Raw genomic sequence first — 23,194 nt, forward strand, 5'->3', positions numbered from 1 at the left:
GTAGCACACTTACTATTTCTTATTGCCAATAAGCCGGAATCTTCGCCTCATAAGCCGCAATCTCATCGTCATGTGTCAAACTGATCGCAATATCATCCAACCCATTCACCAATTTATGCTTCCATGTACTGTCGATTTCAAAAGAATATGTTCCATTCGGCGTGATGACTTGTTGCGCAGGTAAATCGATCGTGATCGTCTCATCCGCTCCAAGTCCAGCCAAGGCATCCAATTCTTCATGTTTCAAGACAATCGGCAATAAACCATTTTTTGTGGCATTCATATAAAAAATATCACTAAAACTTCCTGCAATAACTGCTCTAAACCCGTAATCATCCAACGCCCAGGCCGCATGCTCTCTTGATGAGCCTGAACCAAAGTTATCACCAGAAATCAAAATCGTCGCCTCTTTATATTGCGGTTTATTCAAGGTAAATTCTGGATTTGGTGTACGGTCTGGCAAGTAACGCCATTCATCAAATAAAAACTCGCCAAAACCTGTTTTTTCGATTCGTTTTAGAAATGATTTTGGAATAATTTGATCGGTATCGATATTATCGTTCATTAGTGGAACCGTGGTTCCTGTATGTTGTGTAAATGCCTCCATTATGCACCAAGCTCCTCTCTAATGTCTTTAAATGTACCAACGATCGCGGCTGTCGCTGCCATCGCTGGGCTACAAAGATGGGTTCTTGCCCCTTTGCCTTGACGACCTTCAAAGTTTCGGTTAGATGTTGAGGCACAGTGAACACCCGCTGGTACTTGGTCCGGGTTCATGCCTAGACACATGGAGCAGCCTGGTTCACGCCATTCAAAGCCTGCTTCGGTAAAGATTTTATCCAAACCAATTTTCTCTGCTGCTTTTCTTACAGGCCTTGAGCCTGGTACCACGATTGCTGTAATGCCTTCTTTGACTTTTTTACCTTTTACGATACGAGCCGCTTCTTCCAAATCCGATAGTCGACCGTTGGTACATGAGCCGATAAAGACGTAGCCGATTTCGATATCTGATGGGCGTTGTCCTGGTTTTAGATCCATATAGTTATAGGCACGCTCGTCGTTCATATCTTTGATTTCTGGGAATGTTCCGGTGATTGGGATGCCCATTTCTGGATTCGTGCCCCATGTAATGAAGGGAACCAATTCATCTGCATTTAATTCTAGATCCACATCATAGGTTGCATCTGGGTCGCTGGGTAGTTTTTTCCAATCAGCAATTGCAGCATCCATATCTTTCGGTGCATATTCTCTACCACGCACATATTCAAAAGTTTTTTCATCAGGCGCCATCATTCCCATTTTCGCACCGCCCTCGATGGCCATGTTACAGATGGTCATGCGTTCTTCCATCGTAAGATTTTCAATCGTTTCTCCGTAAAATTCAACCGCATGTCCAACACCAAAATCAACCCCATATTTTGCGATCAAGGCTAGAATAATATCTTTGGCATATACACCTTTTGCAAGTTTTCCAGTGATTTTAACCCCCATTGATTTTGGTTTATTTTGCCAAATACATTGTGTGGCAAAGACATGTTCCACTTCACTTGTTCCGATACCAAAAGCCAAGGCGCCAAATGCGCCGTGAGTTGCTGTATGAGAATCTCCACAAACAATGATTTTTCCTGGTTGTGTCAAGCCTGTTTCGGGTCCCACCATATGCACGATTCCTTGACGATCACTGCCGTTATCACACAGCGTTACACCGAATTCTTCACAATTTTTCTGTAGGGCTTCGATTTGTTTTTTTGCCACCAAGTCCGTGATATTAAAGATATCTTGTGTGGGAACGTTATGATCCATTGTCCCAAAGGTTCTATCTGGTCGGCGAACATTTCGGCCTGCTTCTCTTAGTCCTTCAAAGGCTTGTGGTGAAGTGACCTCGTGGATCAAATGAAGATTGACATATAGTAGTTGTGGTTCTCCTGCAACGCCTGATACCACATGTTGTTCCCAAAGTTTATCAAATAGTGTTTTTCCCATGTTAAGCACCTCTCAATTCTTTTAATACAGCTTCGGTAAAGTCTGTTGTTGTGGCTTTACCACCTAAATCGGTTGTTAGGATTCCTTGATTCATGACACGATCACAAGCTTCTTCAATTTTCTTTGCTGAATTTTCTAAGCCAAATGATTGGCGTAACATCATCGCAGCGGACAAGATCATCGACATTGGATTGGCGATATTTTGATTGGCGATATCGGGTGCTGAACCGTGGATTGGTTCGTACAAAGACGGACCAGATTCGCTGTGACTGGCACTAGGCATCATCCCTAGTGAGCCTGGTATCACCGATGCTTCGTCACTTAGGATATCGCCGAATAGATTTTCTGTGACAATCACGTCAAAGGCTTTTGGTTTTTGAATCATGACCATCGCTGCTGAATCCACTAATTGGTGTTCTAAGGTACAATCTGGAAATTCTTTCGCCACTTCTTCGGCTGTTTGACGCCATAATTTACTGGTCGCTAGTACATTGGCTTTATCGACAGAGGTGACTTTTTTGCTTCTAGTCTGGGCGATTTCAAAAGCTTTTCTAATGATGCGTTGGATCTCAGCTTTTGAATAGGTACATAGGTCTGAAGCTTCTGTTTCGCCTAATTGTTTTTCACCAAAGTAGATGCCACCTGTTAGTTCACGAACGACTACAAAATCAACACCTCGAACGTTTTCTTCTTTTAATGGAGATAAATGAACCACTGAATCAGGTACGGAAATCGGACGAATATTGGCAAAAAGTCCTAAGGCTTTTCTTAAACCTAGTAAACCTTGTTCAGGTCGTTTTGGTGCATTGTCCCATTTTGGACCACCGATGGCACCTAGTAAAATTGCATCGGCTTTTTCGCAGGCTTTTAAGGTTGAATCTGGTAACGGATCACCTTGTTCATCGATACCTGCGCCGCCAAAGGCAAAACGTTCAATATCAAAATCCAAATTATCTTGAACCATGATTTCTGCTACAATTTTTAGAGTGCTATCCATAATTTCTGCTCCAATGCCGTCGCCCGGCAATGCTACGATTCGTTTACTCATTACGCTTTCCCCACTTCTTTTTGAAATTGTTCACTGGCTTTGACATAGGCTTTCGCTGATGCTTGTAAAACATCAAAATCGATGCCGATGCCGTTGAATTGTTTGTTGTTTTCAGTATCTGCTAAGGTTACATGAACTTCTGCTTGGGCATCTTCACCGCCTGTGATGGCTTTGATGTAATACTCTTGTAATTCTGGTTTTTGGACAAATATTTTATCGATTGAGTTATAGATTGCTTGGATACTACCAGAGCCGATTGCTGATTCTGTTTTGCTTTCGTCTTCTCCAGTATTGATGGAAACGATCGCTCCTTGGCTACCGTCAGAAACGTATTGTAATTGAACACGCTCCAAGCGATAATCTTCGCTACATTCTTGGGATTGTCCAACCATTAGCGCAATCAAATCATCTTCTGTGACTTGTTTCTTTTTGTCTGCTAATGATTTGAAACGTTTGAAGGCATCTTTTAGTTCGTCTTCTGTTAGTTGGTAGCCTAGAGTATCCATTTTTGTGGCAAAAGCATGGCGACCTGAAAGTTTCCCTAGTGGCAATGAGTTTTCATTTACCCCAACAAGTGATGGTGTAATGATTTCGTAGGTATCTGGATTTTTCAATACGCCATCTTGATGGATGCCTGATTCGTGCGCGTAAGCATTCGCTCCGATGATGGCTTTATTTCTTGGTACTGCCACGCCTGATAGACGGCTGACGAGATCGCTGGTTCTTTTGGTTTCGTTCAATGTGATGTTGCTTTGGGCTTCGTAAAAATCTTTTCTAATATATAGCGCCAAGGCTACTTCTTCAAGTGCTGTATTGCCAGCACGTTCGCCAATGCCGTTGATGGTTCCTTCTACTCGACGGGCCCCATTTTCGATGGCTGCTAAGGCATTGGCCGTCGCCATTCCTAGGTCATCGTGGCAATGAGAAGAAAAAATAATTTCTTCGTCGCTTTGAATATTTTCGATTAGAAATTTAAATAGTCCGCCGTATTCTGTTGGGTTAGAATAACCTACTGTATCAGGAACATTGATGATCGTCGCTCCCGCATCAATGGCAGTTTGAACAGCTTTTAGTAGAAATTGTTTGTCAGTTCTCGTTGCATCTTCTGGTGAAAACTGGACTTTATCAAATTTGCTTTTAGCGTAGCTAACGTGTTCTTTAATAGAAGCAATCACTTCGTCTGGTGTCATTTTTAGTTTGAATTCCATGTGAATTGGACTTGTTGCAAGGAACACATGGATTTGTGGGTGCTTGGCATTTAGCAATGCTTCGTGTGCCCGATCAATATCAGCTTTTTGGCACCGCGCCAGACCTGCGACGGTCATTTTTCCAGCATTTTCTGCGATGGCTTTGACTGCTTCAAAATCCCCAACTGATGCGATCGGAAATCCCGCTTCGATCGTATCGATGCCCCATTTTTCTAGTTGTTTGGCGATTTGCACTTTTTCTTTGGTATTGAAATTTACACCTGGTGTTTGTTCGCCGTCTCTTAGAGTGGTATCAAAGAATTGGATATTGTTCATTTTTCATACTTCCCTTCTGAATTGAGTACATGTTTTTCTTCATTTTTTTGGTTAGGGGACACGAATGAAACTTCTCTCTCTTCGTTCGCCAAGTATTGTGCATCATCAGCTCTGCAAGCAGTCGCTGTGTTTTAGACGAATGAAACTTCTCTCGCTTCGCTCGCCAAGTATTGCGCAACATCAGCTCTGCAAGCAGTCGCTGTGTTTTGCAACAAAAAAGCACCCCACGATATGGGATGCTTGTCATCCCGTTCATGCAATGCGAAAACAGGACTCTCAACGTCTGATAAGAAAAAGCTGTGCTGCAGCTGGTTTCTAGAAATCAGTGTGATGAGTCCTTCAGTAATAATAAGAATGTAATTGTCGTTGTTTGCTTGTTCATCCTCTTCAACATCCTTTATTGTCAGAATTTTTGAATAATTCAAACTATAGTGTTAAAGATACAGAACTTTATAATCAAAGTCAATAGTTTTATGAGAATTTTTTAAGAAAAGCCGAGAAAAAAACTTCTCAGCTTTCAAATACTTTTTATAATTTGTCTAATGCTTGTTCTAGATCGCGAATAATATCGTCAATGTTCTCAATTCCGATAGATAAGCGGATCAATTCGGGTGAAGTTCCGGAGGCTTTTAACTCTTCTTCACTAAGTTGAGAATGTGTTGTTGAAGCAGGATGAATAATCAATGATTTCGCATCCCCAACATTGGCTAAGAGCGAAAACAGTGCTACATGATTGATTAAATTTTGACCTGCCTCAGCGCCACCTTTCACACCAAATGTAAAGACTGACCCAGCACCTTTAGGTAAATATTTTTTCGCCACTTCATGATACTTATTGTCTGGTAAACCTGGATAGTTGACCCATTCGACTTTAGGATGTTTATTTAAGAATTCTGCAACCGCCAAAGCATTTTCCACATGACGTTCTAATCGCAAGGATAATGTTTCTAACCCTAAAATCAACAAGAAACTATTGAACGGTGAAATTGCAGCTCCTGTATCTCTTAACAGTGAAACTCTTAACCGGGTGATATAAGCTGCTGCTCCAACATCTTTCGTATAAGAAAGTCCATGATAACTTGGATCTGGGTCGACTAGTTTAGGAAACTTTCCATTTGCCCAATTAAACTTACCTGAATCAATGATCACCCCACCTAAAGCAACACCGTGTCCGCCAATAAATTTTGTTGCGGAATAAACAACGATATCTGCACCAAAGTCAAAAGGACGATTCAGATACGCCGTTGCAAAAGTATTATCGACGATCAAAGGAAGTTCATGTTTATGGGCGATTTCCGCAATCGCTTCTAAATCAGCTACATTTGTGATTGGATTGCCAATTGTCTCAACAAAAATCGCTTTCGTGTTTTCTTTGATTGCTTCTTCAAAGTTAGTTAAGCGATCTGGATCAACAAACGTTGTTGTGATCCCAAACTCGGGTAAAGTATGGGCAAATAGATTGAACGTTCCCCCATACAATGTGGATGCTGAAACAATATGATCCCCTGCACTAGCTAGATTTTGGATTGCATAAGTAACAGCTGCCGTCCCTGACGCCACTGCGACGGCCCCAACACCACCTTCTAATTCATTCAAGCGATCTTCTAATACTGCTGTTGTTGGATTAGTGATTCGTGTGTAGATATTCCCCGCTTTGGATAGTGCAAATTTTTCGGCTGCATCTTGTGTATCGTCAAAAGTGTAGGATGTTGTTTGATAAATCGGAACAGCTCTTGAATTCGTGTCTTTGTCTGGTGTATGTCCACCATGGATTTGGATTGTTTCAAATTGATAGTTAGAGTTTGTCATTATGCTTCATTCCTTTTTTGTTTTTTAGTTTATTTATCATTTTTACGTTCCTGCTGTACATGTCACCTTCTTGCATAATGACCACCTCTTTCTCTTTCTTCTCATTAAAAGGAAACGAAAAAGTCGCCCCCTACTAGCTGTATACTAGTAAAGGGCGACTGTCGCGGTACCACCTTTATTGGAAATAAAATCCATCTCAACCCAAACGCAGAACGACTTCTTGATTTGGTGCCTTGTTAACGGTAGCAGCCGTAAAAATCGAATTGATTTTTCCTCTCCAAGATCATTTTCGACAAGTGTTCATTGCTTTCTTTCACCAAACGAAAGCTCTCTCATTCTAGCTAAAAAGCAAATTTATCAGCTAGATTTCAATGTCTGCTTGTGTACTCTTCTTTTCAATGAGTTTTATTATTGGTATTAATATTAGAGTAAACTCATTTTTTTGTCAACATTTTTTCCTTTTATCCTAATTTTTCCAACTTTTTTCTTTCAACAGAGTGTCCTATTTCTCTTTCTAGCAATTTTTTATTATAATTAGATAAATTGGAGGTCGATTTAATGTCAGCAAGTAATGAAAAAGTGGAATTACTCTTATCCTATCTATCTGAGATCCATACAAAAAGCTTATCTTTATACGATTTAGTCACTAGCCGTCCACGCCCTGAAGATACTCGAATTCTTTTGAATATCAATGAAGTCTTCACTTATTATCATAGTGTGCGTGTTTTTTACTACAGCAATAGCGAACTGACTGCATCAGAAGTTCATCCCTTTTTTAAAGCATTTGAAGACTTTTATTTTGAGTTAAAACAAGTCTTTTTACTTGAAGAGGATGATAGCATCCTACTTTATAATAAGTTAACGGCTATGAAAGATTCTTTTGAGCAGTTGACGAATGATTTTAATGTTTTATAATAGAGTAGACAACAGGTAAAGAAGGTGCCCAAATGGATCAAAGCGAAGTTGTAGATCGCTTGCGCGAAGAGTTGGAGATTCCATTTTTTAATGGAACGATTGAAGAACGTGAATACACAGAAGCTGAATACCAAAAAATAAAATCTGATTTAGTTCAGTATTTTGATGATTATGTTCGTAATGTAGAAAATTAATACGAATCATTAAAGCAATTTTTTTAAGACTTAAGCAGAACATAAATGTTTTGTTTTAGTCTTTTTTTATTTTTCAAATGTATTCCAACTATTTCTATCATCTACCCTACAATCCATTGCTTAATAACTACTTTTTATTTTATAAAATAACTGAATATATTTTAAAATACAAATAATTTGTATGTATTAAACAAATAATAATTTATCTAAAAGAAAAAAAAATAAAAAACCACCGGCTGAAAAGGCCGATGGAAAAGGAGTATTACTCAATAAGAGTAAAATGAAAAATAAAAAGGTTGTTGTTGGTATGAATATATAATACAACACATTTTTTTCTTTGTCTACTAAAAATAACATTAAAACGAAATGAAATATCGCTATTTTTTGTCAATTTTTCATTTATTTTTTTATTTTTTCAACAAAAGATTGCTCATTCGTGTAATTGCGAATGAAATATCATCTGTTGCTTTGTCTTGTTTTTCTTCTGAGTTGTTGAATAAATCAACGTCTATCCCTTTTTCAGGATCTAAAGATAAAATCATTTCGTTACATCCAGCTAAATATTCGATGTATGAACGTTCGAATTTTTTATGTATCCCCATAACGCGTGCTGGCGGACGTAATTGAGTGACTTTCTCTAACATGATTGTATATTCCTTTGTTCCATCTTGGAAGATACGTTGAATTTCAGCAATTCTTTCTGGTGCTAATTCAGTGACTTTTCCTTCATCGATCGCTTTACGAACTTCTTCGTAATAGTCGTTCATTTTTTCGCCGACTTCTTCTGTTTCTTTTACAATATCATTGATGTTTTGGACATAATAACCTAAATTTGGTTTCACATTCTTTCCTACTTTCTTTTAGTAATCACTCAATTTTACACTTTTTTATAGGTAGATGACAAGAGTAATCTGTAAAATGCTTATTTCCTTTTATTAATATAAAAATAAAAGCTGCAAACAAAAGTTTGTTTGCAGCTTTTTCAACTATTTATTTGATTTCATCACTTGTTTGGATGATTTTAGAAATCATGCCATAATCTTTTGCTTCATCAGCTGACATCCAGAAATTACGGTCTGTATCTTTGGCAATTTTTTCATATGTTTGACCAGTTGCTTCAGCAATCAAACGGTTCACACGTTCACGCATACGAATGATTTCTTTGGCTTCAATCTGAATCTCTGTACTTTGTCCTTGAACGCCGCCAGCAGGTTGATGGATCATATAGCGCGTATTAGGTAAGCTGTATCTGTTCTTCGCTTCAGCAGCTAAATAAATCGTAATACCCGCACTTGCCACCCAACCAGTACCAATCACGATCACTTCTGGTTTCACAAATTTGATCATATCATGGATTGTATCTCCAGCTTCAACGTGTCCGCCTTGGCTATTAATGAAAATCTTGATTGGTTCATCGCCCATTGCTGCAAGCAATAGTAATTGAGAAGTCACTTCTCTTGCTAAGTCTTGATTGATTTCACCGTAGATCAAAATGGTGCGTTCTTCAAAAAGTTTTTTCATAAATGCATTGGGTTGTTGTTTTTCTTCTGTTTCTTCGTTTTCATCTAAATAGTTCATAAGTAATAACCTCCATATTTTAAAGCTAAATCTCTATATTAATAATACCGCAATCTGAAAATTTGTCCACTTTTTTGACTTGTTTTGACCTTAAAATCATGCATATCTTTTGCATCTATAAAAAATTCCCTTTACCCTTTAATTAAGCTCATAAATAAATGAGTAATCCAAATATGAAAGAGGAGATTCGATGACAAAAAAAGTAGCAGTATTAGTGACTGATTTGGTGGAAGATGTGGAATTGACCTCCCCTAAAGAAACATTGGAAAAAGCTGGTTATGATGTTATCCTTGTAGAAAAAGAAGCAGGAAAAACAATCACAGGGAAGAACGGAACGACCTTTACAATTGATGTTTCGATTGATGATGTTAAGCCTGATGATTTTGTTGCACTACTGATTCCTGGTGGTTTTTCACCTGACCAACTTCGTGCAGATCAACGTTTTGTTGATTTTACTAAGTTCTTTTTAGAAAATAATTTACCTCTCTTTGCGATTTGTCACGGACCACAATTATTTATTCAGACCGATTTAACGAAAGGGCGTACGTTGACTTCGTACATTACAGTTCAACCTGATTTAGCTTATGCTGGTGGTCATATAAAAGATGAGGCTGTTGTAATTGACAATAACCTTATAACGAGCCGTACCCCTGACGACTTGCCTGATTTTAACAAAGCAATCGTCTCACTTTTACATTCTTAAGCTTAAATAAAAAGCACAAGTAAGCTTCTATAGAAGAAGTCTACTTGTGCTTTTTTACTGATTAAACATTTTTAGCTCTTACCCAATCTACGTTGAACAAATTTTACGATTTCAACGATTGGAATAATCGCAAATGATGTTCCGGCAACAATTGCCCATTGGTAAGCATCTAATGACGTTACGCTGAACAAATCGTTGAATCCTGGAATTAGGATCGTTGCAGCTAATAATAGGAACGAAACTAAAATTGCCCAGTTGAATGATCTGTTTCTAAACAACCCAACTTTAAAGATTGATTGGTAAATAGATTTCACATTAAATGCATGGAACAATTGAATCAACCCTAATGTTGCAAACGCCATTGTCAAGGCATCACCGTGTTGTAAATCATATAATGCTGTTGCTGATAAGTTTGGCATATTAGCTGCTGTATGTGCAGGGAATTCAATTGCCATTTTATAGACGATCAGCGTTAATGCACCTTGTGCGATCCCTTGATAGACTACACTACTCAAGACACCACCAGAAAAGAAGTTTGATTTCTTCCCACGAGGCGCATGGCTCATGACATCACGTTCAGCAGGTTCTACACCCAACGCAATTGCTGGGAAAGTATCGGTTACTAAGTTGATCCACAATAAGTGAACCGGTAGTAAGGTATCCCAAGCTAACATTGTTGCGATAAAGAGTGTTAATACTTCCCCTAAGTTGGCAGAGAGTAGATATTGAATCGTTTTTTGGATATTTGAGAAGACTTTACGTCCTTCTTCAACGGCTACAATGATCGTTGAGAAGTTGTCATCTGCTAGAACCATATCAGAGGCACCTTTTGATACTTCTGTACCAGTGATCCCCATCCCAATACCGATATCTGCGGCTTTCAAGGCTGGTGCATCGTTTACGCCATCCCCTGTCATGGCAACCACTTTACCTTCTTGTTGCCACGCTTTAACGATACGTACTTTATGTTCTGGAGAAACACGTGCATAAACGGAATAATGTTCCACGACTTTAGCAAAAGCTTCGTCAGATAATTCGTTTAATTCAGCACCTGTGATCACTGCATCATCATCGCCTTCTTTGATGATACCAAGACGAGCAGCGATTGCTTCAGCTGTATCTCTGTGGTCACCTGTGATCATGATTGGACGAATACCAGCTTCTTTGGCAACTTTTACCGCTTCAGCCGCTTCTTTACGTTCTGGATCGATCATACCGACAAGACCAGCGAAGACTAGGTCTTTCTCAACGATATCAGAATCCATTTCAACTGGCACGGCATCTACGATTTTGTAGGCCATTCCTAAAACACGTAATGCTTGTTTCGCTAATTTTGTATTAGTAGCTAAAATTTCTTGGCGTTGTTTGTCATCCATTGCTGGTGTTTGACCATTTAATAGGACTTGATTACAACGTTTTAATAATTCGTCTGGTGCACCTTTGACAGCAACTAAGAATTTACCATCTGCTAATTGGTGAACAGTTGTCATCAATTTACGATCTGAATCAAATGGAATTTCAGCAACACGAGGTTCCGCTGCAACTTTTTCCGTTACGTTGAAGTCGTGATCTAAACCGTATTGAACAAGTGCTGTTTCTGTTGGATCACCGATCAATGAACCGTCTTGGGCAATTTTTGTGTCATTTGTATAGTTCATGATTTTTAATGCCATGTTATCCATCGCAACAGCCTCTGTTGCAGCTTTTACTTCATTATCTGTATAAAGAGCTTCAACCGTCATTTGGTTTAATGTTAACGTCCCAGTTTTATCTGAACAGATAATGTCTGTGCTACCTAATGTTTCAACAGCAGGTAGTTTGCGGACAATGGCATTTTTCTTCGCCATTTTTTGTGTACCTAACGCTAAAATAATCGTTACGATTGCAGGTAATCCTTCTGGAATTGCTGCAACGGCTAATGAAATCGATGTTAATAGCATATCGATCCATGTGCGACCATTCATCATACCGACCACAAACATGATCGCTGCGATCACTAAAATTGCGATTGTCAACATTTTACCTAATTGGTTCAAGTTTTGTTTTAATGGTGTTTCTGTTTCTTTTTCATTGGCTAACATACCCGCGATTTTACCCACTTCGGTATTCATACCAGTCCCAACAACCACACCAATTCCACGGCCATAAGTAACATTACTGCTAGAATAAGCCATATTGATTCGGTCGCCGATCCCAATATCAGATGCAGTACCTTCTAAAATAGTCGCTTCTTTTTCTACTGGAACAGATTCACCAGTAAGAGCTGCTTCTTCAATTTTCAAGCTGGCTGCTTCCAATAAACGTAAGTCCGCTGGAACAACGTCGCCTGCTTCTAGCAAAACAATATCCCCAGGTACTAATTCGTCACTTTTAACAGTGATTACATGACCATCACGACGAATATTGGCATTTGGCGAAGACATTTCTTTTAATGCCTCGATTGCTTGTTCCGCTTTGGCTTCTTGAATCACACCAAAAATCGCATTTAGCACAACAACGAGTAAAATGATGAATGAATCAACCATATCACCTGAAAATACTGCTGAAATCACTGCAGCAAATAACAAAACGATGATCATAAAGTCTTTAAATTGTTCAAAGAATTTTACAACGATCGATTTCTTTTTCCCTTCATCTAATGCATTGGCCCCATAACTTTCCAATCTTTTTTTGGCTTCTTGATCTGACAAACCTTCTACAGTTGTATCAAATTTTTGTAAGACCTCTTCATCTGACTGCGTGTAAAAAGCTTCAGATAGTTGAACCTTTTTCTCTTCTGACATGTTCTTCCTCCTCATAATTTACAGCTACTTTAATCTATTTTACTTCATATTAGCGAAACGAACACGTTTTTGAACTTATTGGTTCGTAGCAAAACGAAAAAAAATAGACCTCTGTATGCTAAATAGAACATACATAAGTCTCACCGTTTAAGACAACACCAGAAATTTCTTTCGGAGTTGGTGATGTTGCCGCAGCTAGCGCCGCCAGTTACTCCCTCATGAAATAATAGAATGGTAGCAGATTAAAATCGTTCACCAACTATTATTGATGAATTAATTATACCTGTTCTTTTAGTGTTTTTCAAATGAAATCGTATTGATTTTCAGAAAAATTTCTGTTTGGTTTGAAATAACGTTCACTGTTTACTTTTTTGTGACTGAAAAGAAGTTAGGATAAACAACCATGAGGGCGATCTCCTCAAAGGTATTTATCCTAGTCTCTTTAAGTGTTCGTTTATTCTTAATTGCCTTTTTTTTGTTCTACAACTAGCGATTTTGTCCAGAAATTTTCAGACACTCCTTGTTCCATTCCCATAATAAATTTCTCTCTGATATCAGGATAGCTTTGTGCTAATCCACTTACAAGATGTTTGATTTCTTCTCTTTTCGTTTTCTTATCGACTGGGCAAGGATTAAAAATCACAGGTAACGCTTCTCTTTCAACAAACTGAATGATCTGCTTTTCTTCTACGTAAAGCAATGGGCGAATCAACGTAATATCGGTTTTTGATAAATAGCTGATTGGGTCAAAACTAGCCATTTGACCGTGAAATAGAAAGTTCATAAAATAAGTTTCAATCGCATCGTCCAAATGATGACCTAGGGCAACTTTATTACAACCGACGTCTTTCGCTCGTTTGTATAAAATGCCTCGACGTAACTTGGCACATAACGAGCAAGGTGATCGTTCTTCCCGAATATCAAACACCACTTGGGCAATATTAGTTGGCACAACATCTAATTTATACCCTAGCCCTTCCACAAATTCTTGTAACGGAGCAATATCCATATCAAACCCCATTGCTAGAGTGATCGGTACGATTTCAAATTCAAAACCTAATCGTTTTTGCTTACTGATCTTGTCTAAAAAATACAACAGACTTGTACTATCTTTGCCCCCACTCATTCCGATTGCCACTTTATCACCTGGTTGGATCATTTGATGATTCAACACCGCACGACGAATCGGGTTATAGTAGGTTTGATTATCTTTCTTTTTAAAACTCATTGTTTACTCCTTTTTACTACTACATTCATTTAAAAAATTCAGTCTCCAAACTATAATTTTCACCCGAAACAATGTCATATTGAATCAAGCGATAATCATCGTATAATTCTTGTTGTGTTTTATTTAAAGTAAGGGTCTTATGCCATTTTTTGTCCTTATAGTAGAAGCTTTTCTCAAAAGCTGGAACTTGTTTTTCCAGTTCAGATAATAATTGATAAAAACCGGTCATTTGCATCCCACTTTGTTCAAATAATGAAGGGGCAAAATAAAATGGGCTGGTAACGGCATCATGAGTGTTTTTCTCGCTAAGTTTTCCATGATTATCATACATCAAGAATTCGGTTTGGTGCATGCTTACTTCATCATTATCTGCTTTGATTTCATCGGAGTAAATACTAGGCAAATGATCGCCCCAAAAAACGACTAATGTTCGTCTTTTTAACTCTTTCAATGAACGTGTAAATTGTTTTAAGGCTTCACTACTATATGCAACATCTTGCATGTAACTGTCAATTGCTTTTTTGTTTCCTAAGCTTTGTGAAGAGTAATCTGAGGTCTTGTATTTATCGCTGTAAGGCATATGTGTTTGCATCGTCACTAAATGGACAAATTGTGGACTTTGATCCTCTTTCAGCAAATCTAGCACTTCTTTGTAGGCCGATTCATCCGATATATACGGATTATTTTCAATTGTTTCTGTATATTTCATGGTCTCTTCACTAATAAATTCGTCAAATCCCATCGTCTGATAAACATCTTTACGTTTGTACATCGATGTATTATAAGGATGGATAGCAGTAGTTTGATAGTCTTGCTGATTCAAAAGCGAAACAATCGATGGAATTTCTTCTATTTTAGGTATCAACATTGTATAAGGTGTTGTCATTTGGGGATTGAATAATTCCATAGAGAAACTAGTCAATGCCTCAAATTCAATATTAGCGGTTCCGCCACCATAATTTTGAGAAAGCATTTGGCCGCTATACGTTGTTTTGGCAATATCGTAATAATCTTTTAGCGGGTCTTTATTGGTGGTAACTCCATTTAAATTTTGCGGATTTGAAAAACTTTCACTCATCACAAAGATGATATTTGGCTGTTCTTCCGACGAAGCTTTTGTCTCTTGCGCTGTTTTTGTATATTTTTTTGTAATGTCTTCGATAGCCTTTTTGGAATAGTTATCCGGTTTATCCATGGCTTCCACTTTTAAATTATACAAAAAGCCGCCCATAAATCCGGTATTATAATAATTCATTTTTTGACTATAAGGAATCCATAAGGCTGTTTTGTTATATGCTTTTCGTAATAAATTATTGGGGTTGTTAAAATTACTGACATATAGTAATAATGTCATTGTGATAATTAAACCGGAAATTCGTATGATCTGCATTTTTTTAGGCAACAAACGACTTTTGTAAATGGCTCTTCCGAAAAAAAACAAGCCGATTGCAGCAATCACTAAAATAATAATGAAGGGAATCGTTCCAATCATTTCTCTTAATAAACCAAATTCTGTGATCATTTTTAAATCATCTGGATAAATTGGTTCCGTTCGGTAAAACATTTTTTGATAATTAGCGAAGCCCAAAATACCGATCGTAATTGTATAAAGTACACTTCCAAGAATCAGTGAGCCTGCTAAACTGCATAAAAATAGTAAAAATATCAGCAAAACTAGGCTACCAAGGATAAACTTTTCCGTATGCCATGAGAAAGCAAATTTAAACACTAAATTCAGTGATAATTCATTTTGACACCATTGTAAGTATAAGTTACTTATTAAAACCAGTAATAGCAATCCTATGATGATCAGCGAATATTTGACTGGTTTTTTCTTGATTATCTGTAATTTTTTCTTCACACGATTCTCCCTTTTCTTTTCCTGAAGTGTCCTCTAATATTTTATGCTTAGACGAAAAAAAAGTAAAGCACCCGCTTTAGGGAACTTTACTTTTAATGGATCAACTTTATCTTTTAGCTGCTTTAAAAATTTCCTTGATCAGAAAACCTCTTTATTTTCTTCTACATTCATCGTGAATATTTTTTCGTAGACTACGTTTTTTTCATCTTTTAAAGTGTCTCTTACTAATTCTTTATGTGAATTATTTGGTGTAGTACTCAGTACTGCTTCGATGGTTTCATTTGTTAACGCTTCTTCCAGCAAACAGTATAGTCTATGGTTGTGTGGACCGGACATTTTTTGACGTTCACCTAAAATGTCGTAGGTTTCGACAACATGGACTCGTTTGTTTTCCTTGGTCATAATGTTATGAGCATAGCAGGAAACAATACCGCCGTAACCGATTACAACAATTTTGATTGCTGTAAAGTCGTGAAAAAGCGGATCAGAAACTGTTGCTACCTTCGCTTTGACATCCATATTCACTTAAAATCAGATTGATCCCTTGCCATCATAAATGTCTTGGATTTAAATTACAGCCAATTGTTTTTCCCGTTGCTTCATACAGTTTCAAAATCGTATTAGGTGTAGGTACAAGAACCAACCGTGCAGTTCGCTCCCAATTTTCACACCTGCAGATTCTGCAATTGTATTGGTGTTTTTTCAATAGGGAATCAATTTCTTTTATCATTGGTAATTGTAGTTATCACCATAGCCTTTCGATCAAGGTAAAACGGGCCAATTGATTTGTGTATCGGTTGGATTTCCCCTGAGACACAAGAAAAATCATTTACTATTGATACATACTTGCGATTTACTTCTTCCTTTAAAATGAAAGTTGTTATAAACCAAAATCAGATTAAACAGAACGTAATTCCCAAGTGATTGATTTTATTTATTATTAAACATATATCCTTTTGATCGAATAGTTTTGATAAATCTTGGATTGGATATATTCTCTTCAATTTTTGTTCTCAAATGAAAAATCACATTCGCTATACGATAGTTTCCCTGTAACTCATCTTGTTCTACTTTCCATAAACGTTTTTGAAGTTCGCCGTAAGAAACAGTTTGGGCAGGGCTTTTATATAAAATTTCAATTGCTTGATATTCCTTTTTGGTTAAAATAATTTCTCTTTTTCCATCGATTTTTACACTAAGGTTTTGTGGAATAAGTTCCAATCCTTTTATAGGATTAATACTTCTTTCTTCTAGATCATTTACTTGTTTCTGTAGCTTAAACGATGCAGCATCATAAAGTAAATTCTTTATTGTAAGATAAACTTCTTCTAACTCTGTTGACAAAGAGAAGCAAGCTTTCACTCCTAATTGTAAATATAAAATATTTGAATGTGCTTCATTGCCAACCGATAACAAAAAGATTGGTACGCTGATTTTTTTAGTTAATTCCATTAACCAACAACACGTAGTTGCTACTTTATCTTCGTAGATAATAACAGCATCCAAATTATTAAATGCTTCATTTATATTCATATTTTTTACTTTCCAACCTTTTTCTGTTAAATACGTAAAATGCTCATTTTCGTGTACTTCTTTTTTTGATAAAAAACTGATTGTATACATCATTATTCCTCCAGACTGATTGTCTACTCTTCAACTCTATACTGCTACATTCCGTAACATTTCCCTTGTTATTATGTATATAGAAAATTCCTAGTTTAGTTTGAACTAGGAACATTTTCTAATGTCCATGTAACACTTCCTTTGTAACTTCCCAAATAATTAGACCCGTTTATTGTGAATTGTAATCCATATTTATCTGTCCACATGTCTGAAATTGGAATAATTTCATCTTCAGTATCACTTTTCCCTTTTTCGATTGGCGCTTTTTGTCCAGCAATAATTGCTGTTTCTATCCCCTTTTGATTGATATAACTATATTCGCCTTTAAGCGTTTTTGTCTCTGATTCTAAACTGCTTGGTGTAATATTTAATTGCCAATTACCACCATCTCGATTATCAAAAATACTCATTTCACCGATTAATTTTACTGGCTTTTTTAGATGCGTTCCTAAAGAAATATCAAATGATAATAACTCAGGTATTTTTTCTAATTTTAATTCAGGAATTTTTGTCTTAATTATAGTTTGATTTCTTGGATTCGCTATTGCTTCATCAAGTATTACTTTGTATATGATTCCTTTTTTATAAGGAATCGTTTTGTTGGCAGATTTTGGTCCATCGTAAAGAACCTCATTCGTTTCTTCATTTAAGATAGTGTAGTGATGACCGTCATATAAGGCATTGATTTTATCTGACTCTTGACCAATCACATGTAGATTAAAGTAGCCAGCGTCTTTTGTATCAAAGGGCTTGATTATTTGCTTTGTTTTGTCAGCAATACTCAAAATTTCTGAACCTGATAACTGTAATCCTTTTAAAAAAGTGTTATCTGAATTCTTTACGTATGCTGGTATTTCATCTGAATTGTATGTCAATTGGTTATTTGATATGTTTAATTCTAGCTTTTCATTTTTTATAGAAAGAGGAATTTGACCAACAAATTCATTTCCTTTTATTGATACATCTTTGAGATTAGGTAAGTCAAATAGCCATAGTGGTACTTTTCCTGTTAGCTTATTATTTACTAACATCAAAGTACTTAAACCATCCATATCTTTTATAAATGTTGGAAATTCACCAGTCACACTTGAATTCGTAAATTCCATCCACGTTACTTTTTTTAAACGTGCTATCTCAGAGGGCAATGATGTGTTGAATTTTGAATTTAGGATTCTTATTCTATCAACGTTAATAAAATATTTAATCAGTTTTGGTATACTTATTTGCTCATTAGGATTCCCCACGTAAGCAATGTCAAGAACGTTTGCCAAATCTGATATGTAGAGATTTCTATCTACTTTCTTATTATAGTTATACAGTTCTGCAATATCAATTAGCCATCTTTGATTGTCTAATGAAGCTGTTGTAACTAAAGTGTCTTCTATGTTAAGTTGAATCGGAAACGTTTGGGTTAGTTGAGGAAATAACTCGCTTTTCACTTCAACTTTGACCGATTCTTTTTTTACTTCATCGAATAATCTCTCATCGGTGATTGCTTCAACCGTCACTTTATCTTCTGGAATATTACTTTTTAAATCAGCTAATACTTTATCTAGATCGATATCATCTGTTGTGCTATTAATATTGAGTACTTGAGGAAGCGGCGTTCCGGAAATAACTAGCTGACTATTGGCATCTCCTGTAACTACTGCTGATTGAACTTTTTCATTTGCTTTTTTCCGAACGTTATACGCACTTAAAGGTACATTAAGTTGTTTCGTTTCAGCATCATAAAATTCATCCGCTTTCTTTAAATCAATAGAATCAATAGCTAACTCGATTTGAAAAGCGTTACTTTTTAATTGCTTTAAAAGAGTATTTGAAATAGTAATTTCTAGCTTATGATCGTCAAGTTGTTTAATTGTTGTTTCTTTTGTTATCTCTTTATTGTCTTTATTATAAATTTTAGCATCATCTGGAGTAATCTTGGTGAAAGCTTTCTCAGCATCTTCGATAATTACCGATAAGCTATCAGGATAAAAAATATCATAAGTAGCTGTTAGTGCTTGACTAATTGTATACGATGCACGTAATGACTCGGCATTTTTTTTACCAACGATTTTAGGTTCAAAATAGTTAGGGGTAGACGGCGTTTCAATTGCTGCATCAAAAATAACAATATAAGGAGCATAGGCATTTGGTGTGTTAACTCCTGTTGACATTGGAACTTCATTATTAGAGTAAACGACATAATTTTGAGCTAATAGCGATGTATATCTTTTATCTTGGATCACTTTCAGTAACTCTCTACCAGAGGCTGTCCCCTTTTCAGTTTTTAACTCATGCGTAGGTGAAACAATGTCTTTATTTTGCTGAAAATAGACTTTACTAAGCCCTTCAGTCCTAAAATTAGCATATCCATACGTATCAAGTCCTGAATTGTAAGCATTGGTTTGTACAGCTTGAGGAAGCTCAACATCAACACCATGTACTACTTCTTTTGTGTCAGAATAGACTAACTGGTACTCTAAAGAAATTTCCTTAGAAAGCGGATCAAACATTGATTCAATGTAAATGGCACCATTTGACAATAGCTTAGTCCTAAAATTGTAATTAGGCTTGCTTTCTGTTCGATTAAAAATTACTTTTAGCGACAAATCACGTTGATTATATGATCCCACTTTATTGTAATAGAAATATTCTCCTGCTTTATAGTTTCGTACTACATTAAACTTACTGAAGTAAGCTTTTCCAGTTGAATCCGTGATATCATTTAATAAGGTTCCCCAAGTTCCTTGATATTCTGGTCTTATCGTAGGTCGGCTTGATTCTAAATGTGTTCCTGACTTAATCGCTCCCGTATAGTCTAGTTCTGTATAATAATCACTTGTTTCAACAGCTTCAGTTCGCTGATTGTTTAATAAACATAAAAGGAAAAAAGAAACGATTAAAAAGAGCATCAATTGAGATTTTGTTTTCATTTTTAGTTCTCTCCTTCAAATTTATTACCATCTATAAATTTTCTTTAGTCGGCTTTAATACTAGTTATTATTTACTCTACTTGATAAAGTTTGGTTCTGTCAGCATAGCTTCCTTACAGTTATAATCACTCCACATTCGGTACATCTTCCAATGTCCATATAACCGTCCCTTGATAGTTGCCGATATAGTTAGAACTACTTATTCTATACTGTAGCCCTTCTTTAGCATTCCATCGATCAGCAATTGAAATTTTTTCATTTTCTGGATCACTTATTCCTGTAAATATAGGAGCCTTTTGTCCTGTAATGATTGATAATTCTGTTCCTTTCCCATCACTATATAAGAACTCTCCATTCAGCTCTTTGTCCTCAGATTTTAAGCTACTGGTTGTGATCGAGAGTTGCCAATTCCCACTATCTCTATTATCATACACAGAAAATTTTCCAGCGATTTTCACAGGACTTTTCAGATTGATCCCTAAAGGAATTTCAAAAACCATGTTCTCTGGAACTTTATCAAATTTTAATTCTGGTATTTTAGTTAATACTGTATATTGGTTATTTGGATTTAATTCTGCTTGATCTAAAATTACTGTATATTTTATCCCTTTTTTATACGGGATTTTTACAGATTCATCTCTTAATCCTTCGTATAACACTTTATTGCTTGCACTATCTTTTATCGTAAATAAATGAGTATCATATAATTCGCTTTCCTCAATCGCTTCTTTTTTATGGGAAAGAGTTATCCTAAAATAACCAGGGTTTTCTTTATCAAATGGCTTAATTTCAGTTAAGTCGGCATCTGAAATTTTAAATGAATCAATGGTCACTTTTAGCCCATCAATAAAGGTATTTTTAGCCTCTCCAGCAAGGGAGCTTTTAATAAAGCTTGGAATTGTATCTGCATTGTATGTTACCTGATTTCCAGAAATATTAAAGCGTTGAAATCCATCTCTAAACTTTGGTACCTGAGCAATTAATTGGTTGTTCATGAAAGAGATTGCAGTTAGTTTGTTTAAGGTTGTTAATTCCTTTGGAATCGACCCTATCAGTTTATTATTCGACACATCCATACTTTCTAATGATTCTAGCTTACCAAAGCTCTTAGGTATCAATCCAGATAATTGATTACCTGATAGATTCAATTGTTTGAGTCGATCTAATTTTCCCATTTCAACAGGTAATGAACCTGTCAGTTTTAGATCTTTTAGAGTTAATACTTCTAAATTTCTGAGATAGTTGATTGCGTTTGGAATATGCTGGTGGTTGTATGATTGATTAGCATTGATCATTATTTGTTTTATTTTGACTAAATCGGAATGATAAATGTCTTCGTCAATCTGTTTTGGTTTTAATTGTTCGTTAATTGCATCAATTATCCATGTTTGATTTTCAAATAATTCCCTCGTTACGATATCATCAGTTACTTTGATTGGAACCTCTATGCTTCGTTTTAGTTCCGGCAATAGTTCACTGGTTAGAGTAACTGCTACGGAATCTTCTTTAACTGTGTCAAATACTTTTTCTTCTGAAAAGCTATACTGTAAGATATCTTCTGGAATTGTTGACTTAACTTCGGTCAGAAGTGTCTCTAGATCTAATTCTTTAGTTGCTGTATTAATAGGAACTGTCTGTTTTTTAGGGCTAGCAGAAATAGTCGGGATAATTTGAGCAGTCCCTTCTTCTACAACAAATACTGTTTCTTGCGATCCTTTTTTTGTTACATTATACGTTGTGAGTGGAATATCAATGCTTCCATTTTTTTGATCATAACGCGTTAGTAATTTTTTAACCTCTAATTCGTCAAAGGAGACTTCAATCCTCAAATTTTCGTCCTTTAGTTCTTTTAACACCGCATTTGATATATCAATCTTTAATTTTGATTTAGATACAGGTTCAATCTTTACTTTGTCGGTAATATCTTCCCCTTGTCTGTTGGTTACCTTGATTGTTTTTGGAACTAGTGATTGAAATAACTGATTTTTATCCTCTAAAATGAGAGAGAAGCTGTCTGGATAAAATCTGTTATATGTAGATACTAAAGCTTGGTCGATTGTATACTTTGCTGAGAATACATCAGAAACTACTTCTCCTTTTATTGATGGAGTACCATAGGTTGGTTCACGAGGAGTCTCAATTGAGCTTTTGAAAAACGTATAAACTGAAGCATAAGCAAATGTACCGAATAGACCGCTAACAACTCCTCCACTGTTTTCATTTAAATGCAGTAATACATAATTTTGAGGCGTCGATGGTCCAAAGGATTCACTCAATATCACTTTCATCAAATCTCTACCAGAAGATGACGCTTTAAATTGTGATACCTTGGTTTTTGCAATCTCTTCTTTTTGGTTATTTAGATATACCTTAATTAAACCTCTCATTGAAAAACTGGCGTAAGACCATAATCTATCTCCTCCATTCACACCCTGAGCATTTCTTATAGAAACGGGCATTTCTACTGCAACAAATGGAACAGTTTCCTTCGTATCTGAATAAACCAGAGTGTACTGGATTGTTCCCTCTCCTGATAATTGTGAGTTTTTCGTCCGTATTCTCAGTGAACAGTCCGTATCCAATAACATCCAATAGTTCGAATCTAGTCCTGTTAAACCTGTTAACATTGTAATTTTTACTGATAATTTTCTGTTGTTATACGTCCCAACATTATTATAAAAAATAGTTTCTCCGATCAATGTAAAACGTGTTTCTCCAAGTTTTTTAAAAAATGGTTTTCCATTTCTATCTGTAATATCATTTAAAATTGTTTCATAATTTCCTTGATAAACTGGCCGAATGATTTGAAACTTTATATCGTCAAGTTCTCCTGATAATAACTCGCCATTTGAATCTAATTCAGTAAAATATGAGTTGATTGCCGCGCCTTCAACTCGATTTTCCCATAAAAAAAATGAACTCAAAAGAGATAGAACCATTCCCAACAAAATAAATTCCTTTTTCATTTAAACACCACCCTATCAGCTTTCAGCTATTTTCTTCTCTCTGCATTTGCTTTTCTTTT

Annotated in this window: 17 protein-coding genes, 1 pseudogene and 1 other annotated feature; of the genes and pseudogenes, 3 read left to right on the forward strand and 15 right to left on the reverse strand. The window is 36.2% G+C overall.

What is annotated here, in order from left to right; all coding sequences use genetic code 11:
• Positions 1-19: 19 nt before the first annotated feature.
• The 5 genes from leuD to IGJ02_RS10890 all read right to left on the reverse strand — a co-directional run bounded on the left by leuD (position 20) and on the right by IGJ02_RS10890 (position 6,363).
• Entirely contained in the window at positions 20-607 is a 588-nt protein-coding gene (gene leuD, locus IGJ02_RS10870) for a 3-isopropylmalate dehydratase small subunit (RefSeq protein ID WP_430601992.1), read from the reverse strand.
• Positions 607-1,983: a 3-isopropylmalate dehydratase large subunit gene (gene leuC, locus IGJ02_RS10875; protein WP_430601993.1), complete on the reverse strand. Its 1,377-nt coding sequence runs from the start codon at positions 1,981-1,983 to the stop codon at positions 607-609. Before leuC ends, leuD begins: the two co-directional genes overlap by 1 nt.
• A gap of 1 nt (position 1,984) precedes the next feature.
• A complete protein-coding gene (gene leuB / locus IGJ02_RS10880; RefSeq protein WP_430601994.1) occupies positions 1,985-3,031 on the reverse strand; it encodes a 3-isopropylmalate dehydrogenase in 1,047 nt (348 codons plus the stop codon).
• Positions 3,031-4,554 carry a 2-isopropylmalate synthase gene (locus IGJ02_RS10885; RefSeq protein WP_430601995.1) on the reverse strand — a complete coding sequence of 508 codons (1,524 nt, stop codon included), beginning with the start codon at positions 4,552-4,554 and terminating at the stop codon, positions 3,031-3,033. Before IGJ02_RS10885 ends, leuB begins: the two co-directional genes overlap by 1 nt.
• Before the next feature lie 528 nt (positions 4,555-5,082).
• Positions 5,083-6,363, reverse strand: a complete 1,281-nt coding sequence (locus tag IGJ02_RS10890) for an O-acetylhomoserine aminocarboxypropyltransferase/cysteine synthase family protein (RefSeq protein WP_430601996.1) — start codon at positions 6,361-6,363, stop codon at positions 5,083-5,085.
• Between the two features lie 147 nt (positions 6,364-6,510).
• Positions 6,511-6,771, reverse strand: a binding site (T-box leader).
• A 150-nt stretch (positions 6,772-6,921) separates the two neighbouring features.
• Here IGJ02_RS10890 and IGJ02_RS10895 point away from each other — a divergent pair.
• Both IGJ02_RS10895 and IGJ02_RS10900 read left to right on the forward strand, forming a co-directional pair.
• Positions 6,922-7,278: a hypothetical protein gene (locus IGJ02_RS10895; protein ID WP_010763184.1), complete on the forward strand. Its 357-nt coding sequence runs from the start codon at positions 6,922-6,924 to the stop codon at positions 7,276-7,278.
• Between the two features lie 32 nt (positions 7,279-7,310).
• The gene (locus tag IGJ02_RS10900; RefSeq protein ID WP_010763183.1) at positions 7,311-7,472 is read left to right on the forward strand and encodes a hypothetical protein; all 162 of its coding nucleotides are present in this window, start codon (positions 7,311-7,313) and stop codon (positions 7,470-7,472) included.
• A 407-nt stretch (positions 7,473-7,879) separates the two neighbouring features.
• Here the strand turns inward: IGJ02_RS10900 and IGJ02_RS10905 are convergent, their stop codons facing one another.
• Both IGJ02_RS10905 and IGJ02_RS10910 read right to left on the reverse strand, forming a co-directional pair.
• The gene (locus tag IGJ02_RS10905; protein ID WP_010763182.1) at positions 7,880-8,314 is read right to left on the reverse strand and encodes a hypothetical protein; all 435 of its coding nucleotides are present in this window, start codon (positions 8,312-8,314) and stop codon (positions 7,880-7,882) included.
• Between the two features lie 148 nt (positions 8,315-8,462).
• The gene (locus IGJ02_RS10910; protein WP_010763181.1) at positions 8,463-9,050 is read right to left on the reverse strand and encodes an ATP-dependent Clp protease proteolytic subunit; all 588 of its coding nucleotides are present in this window, start codon (positions 9,048-9,050) and stop codon (positions 8,463-8,465) included.
• Positions 9,051-9,240: 190 nt separating this feature from the next.
• Here IGJ02_RS10910 and IGJ02_RS10915 point away from each other — a divergent pair, with 190 nt between their 5' ends.
• Positions 9,241-9,753, forward strand: a complete 513-nt coding sequence (locus tag IGJ02_RS10915) for a type 1 glutamine amidotransferase domain-containing protein (RefSeq protein ID WP_010763180.1) — start codon at positions 9,241-9,243, stop codon at positions 9,751-9,753.
• A gap of 71 nt (positions 9,754-9,824) precedes the next feature.
• Here the strand turns inward: IGJ02_RS10915 and IGJ02_RS10920 are convergent, their stop codons facing one another.
• From IGJ02_RS10920 to IGJ02_RS10955, 8 genes and pseudogenes are all read right to left on the reverse strand, one after another.
• Positions 9,825-12,536 carry a cation-translocating P-type ATPase gene (locus tag IGJ02_RS10920; RefSeq protein WP_430601997.1) on the reverse strand — a complete coding sequence of 904 codons (2,712 nt, stop codon included), beginning with the start codon at positions 12,534-12,536 and terminating at the stop codon, positions 9,825-9,827.
• Between the two features lie 460 nt (positions 12,537-12,996).
• On the reverse strand, positions 12,997-13,764 hold the full coding sequence (locus IGJ02_RS10925) for a tRNA 2-thiocytidine biosynthesis TtcA family protein (protein WP_010763178.1): 768 nt from the start codon (positions 13,762-13,764) through the stop codon (positions 12,997-12,999).
• A gap of 25 nt (positions 13,765-13,789) precedes the next feature.
• Complete coding sequence (locus IGJ02_RS10930; protein ID WP_430601998.1) at positions 13,790-15,625, reverse strand: LTA synthase family protein; 1,836 nt, start codon at positions 15,623-15,625, stop codon at positions 13,790-13,792.
• A 138-nt stretch (positions 15,626-15,763) separates the two neighbouring features.
• Positions 15,764-16,144, reverse strand: a complete 381-nt coding sequence (locus IGJ02_RS10935) for a Gfo/Idh/MocA family oxidoreductase (protein ID WP_430601999.1) — start codon at positions 16,142-16,144, stop codon at positions 15,764-15,766.
• Positions 16,145-16,178: 34 nt separating this feature from the next.
• Positions 16,179-16,467, reverse strand: a pseudogene (locus IGJ02_RS10940) (sugar phosphate isomerase/epimerase); the annotation flags it as partial.
• An 88-nt stretch (positions 16,468-16,555) separates the two neighbouring features.
• Positions 16,556-17,248, reverse strand: a complete 693-nt coding sequence (locus IGJ02_RS10945) for a winged helix-turn-helix domain-containing protein (protein ID WP_430602000.1) — start codon at positions 17,246-17,248, stop codon at positions 16,556-16,558.
• Between the two features lie 95 nt (positions 17,249-17,343).
• A complete protein-coding gene (locus IGJ02_RS10950; RefSeq protein WP_430602001.1) occupies positions 17,344-20,169 on the reverse strand; it encodes a hypothetical protein in 2,826 nt (941 codons plus the stop codon).
• A gap of 125 nt (positions 20,170-20,294) precedes the next feature.
• Entirely contained in the window at positions 20,295-23,135 is a 2,841-nt protein-coding gene (locus IGJ02_RS10955; protein WP_430602002.1) for a hypothetical protein, read from the reverse strand.
• Between the last annotated feature and the right edge of the window lie 59 nt (positions 23,136-23,194).

This window comes from Enterococcus sp. DIV0724b, assembly GCF_050531475.1.
Lineage (GTDB): Bacteria > Bacillota > Bacilli > Lactobacillales > Enterococcaceae > Enterococcus_L > Enterococcus_L haemoperoxidus.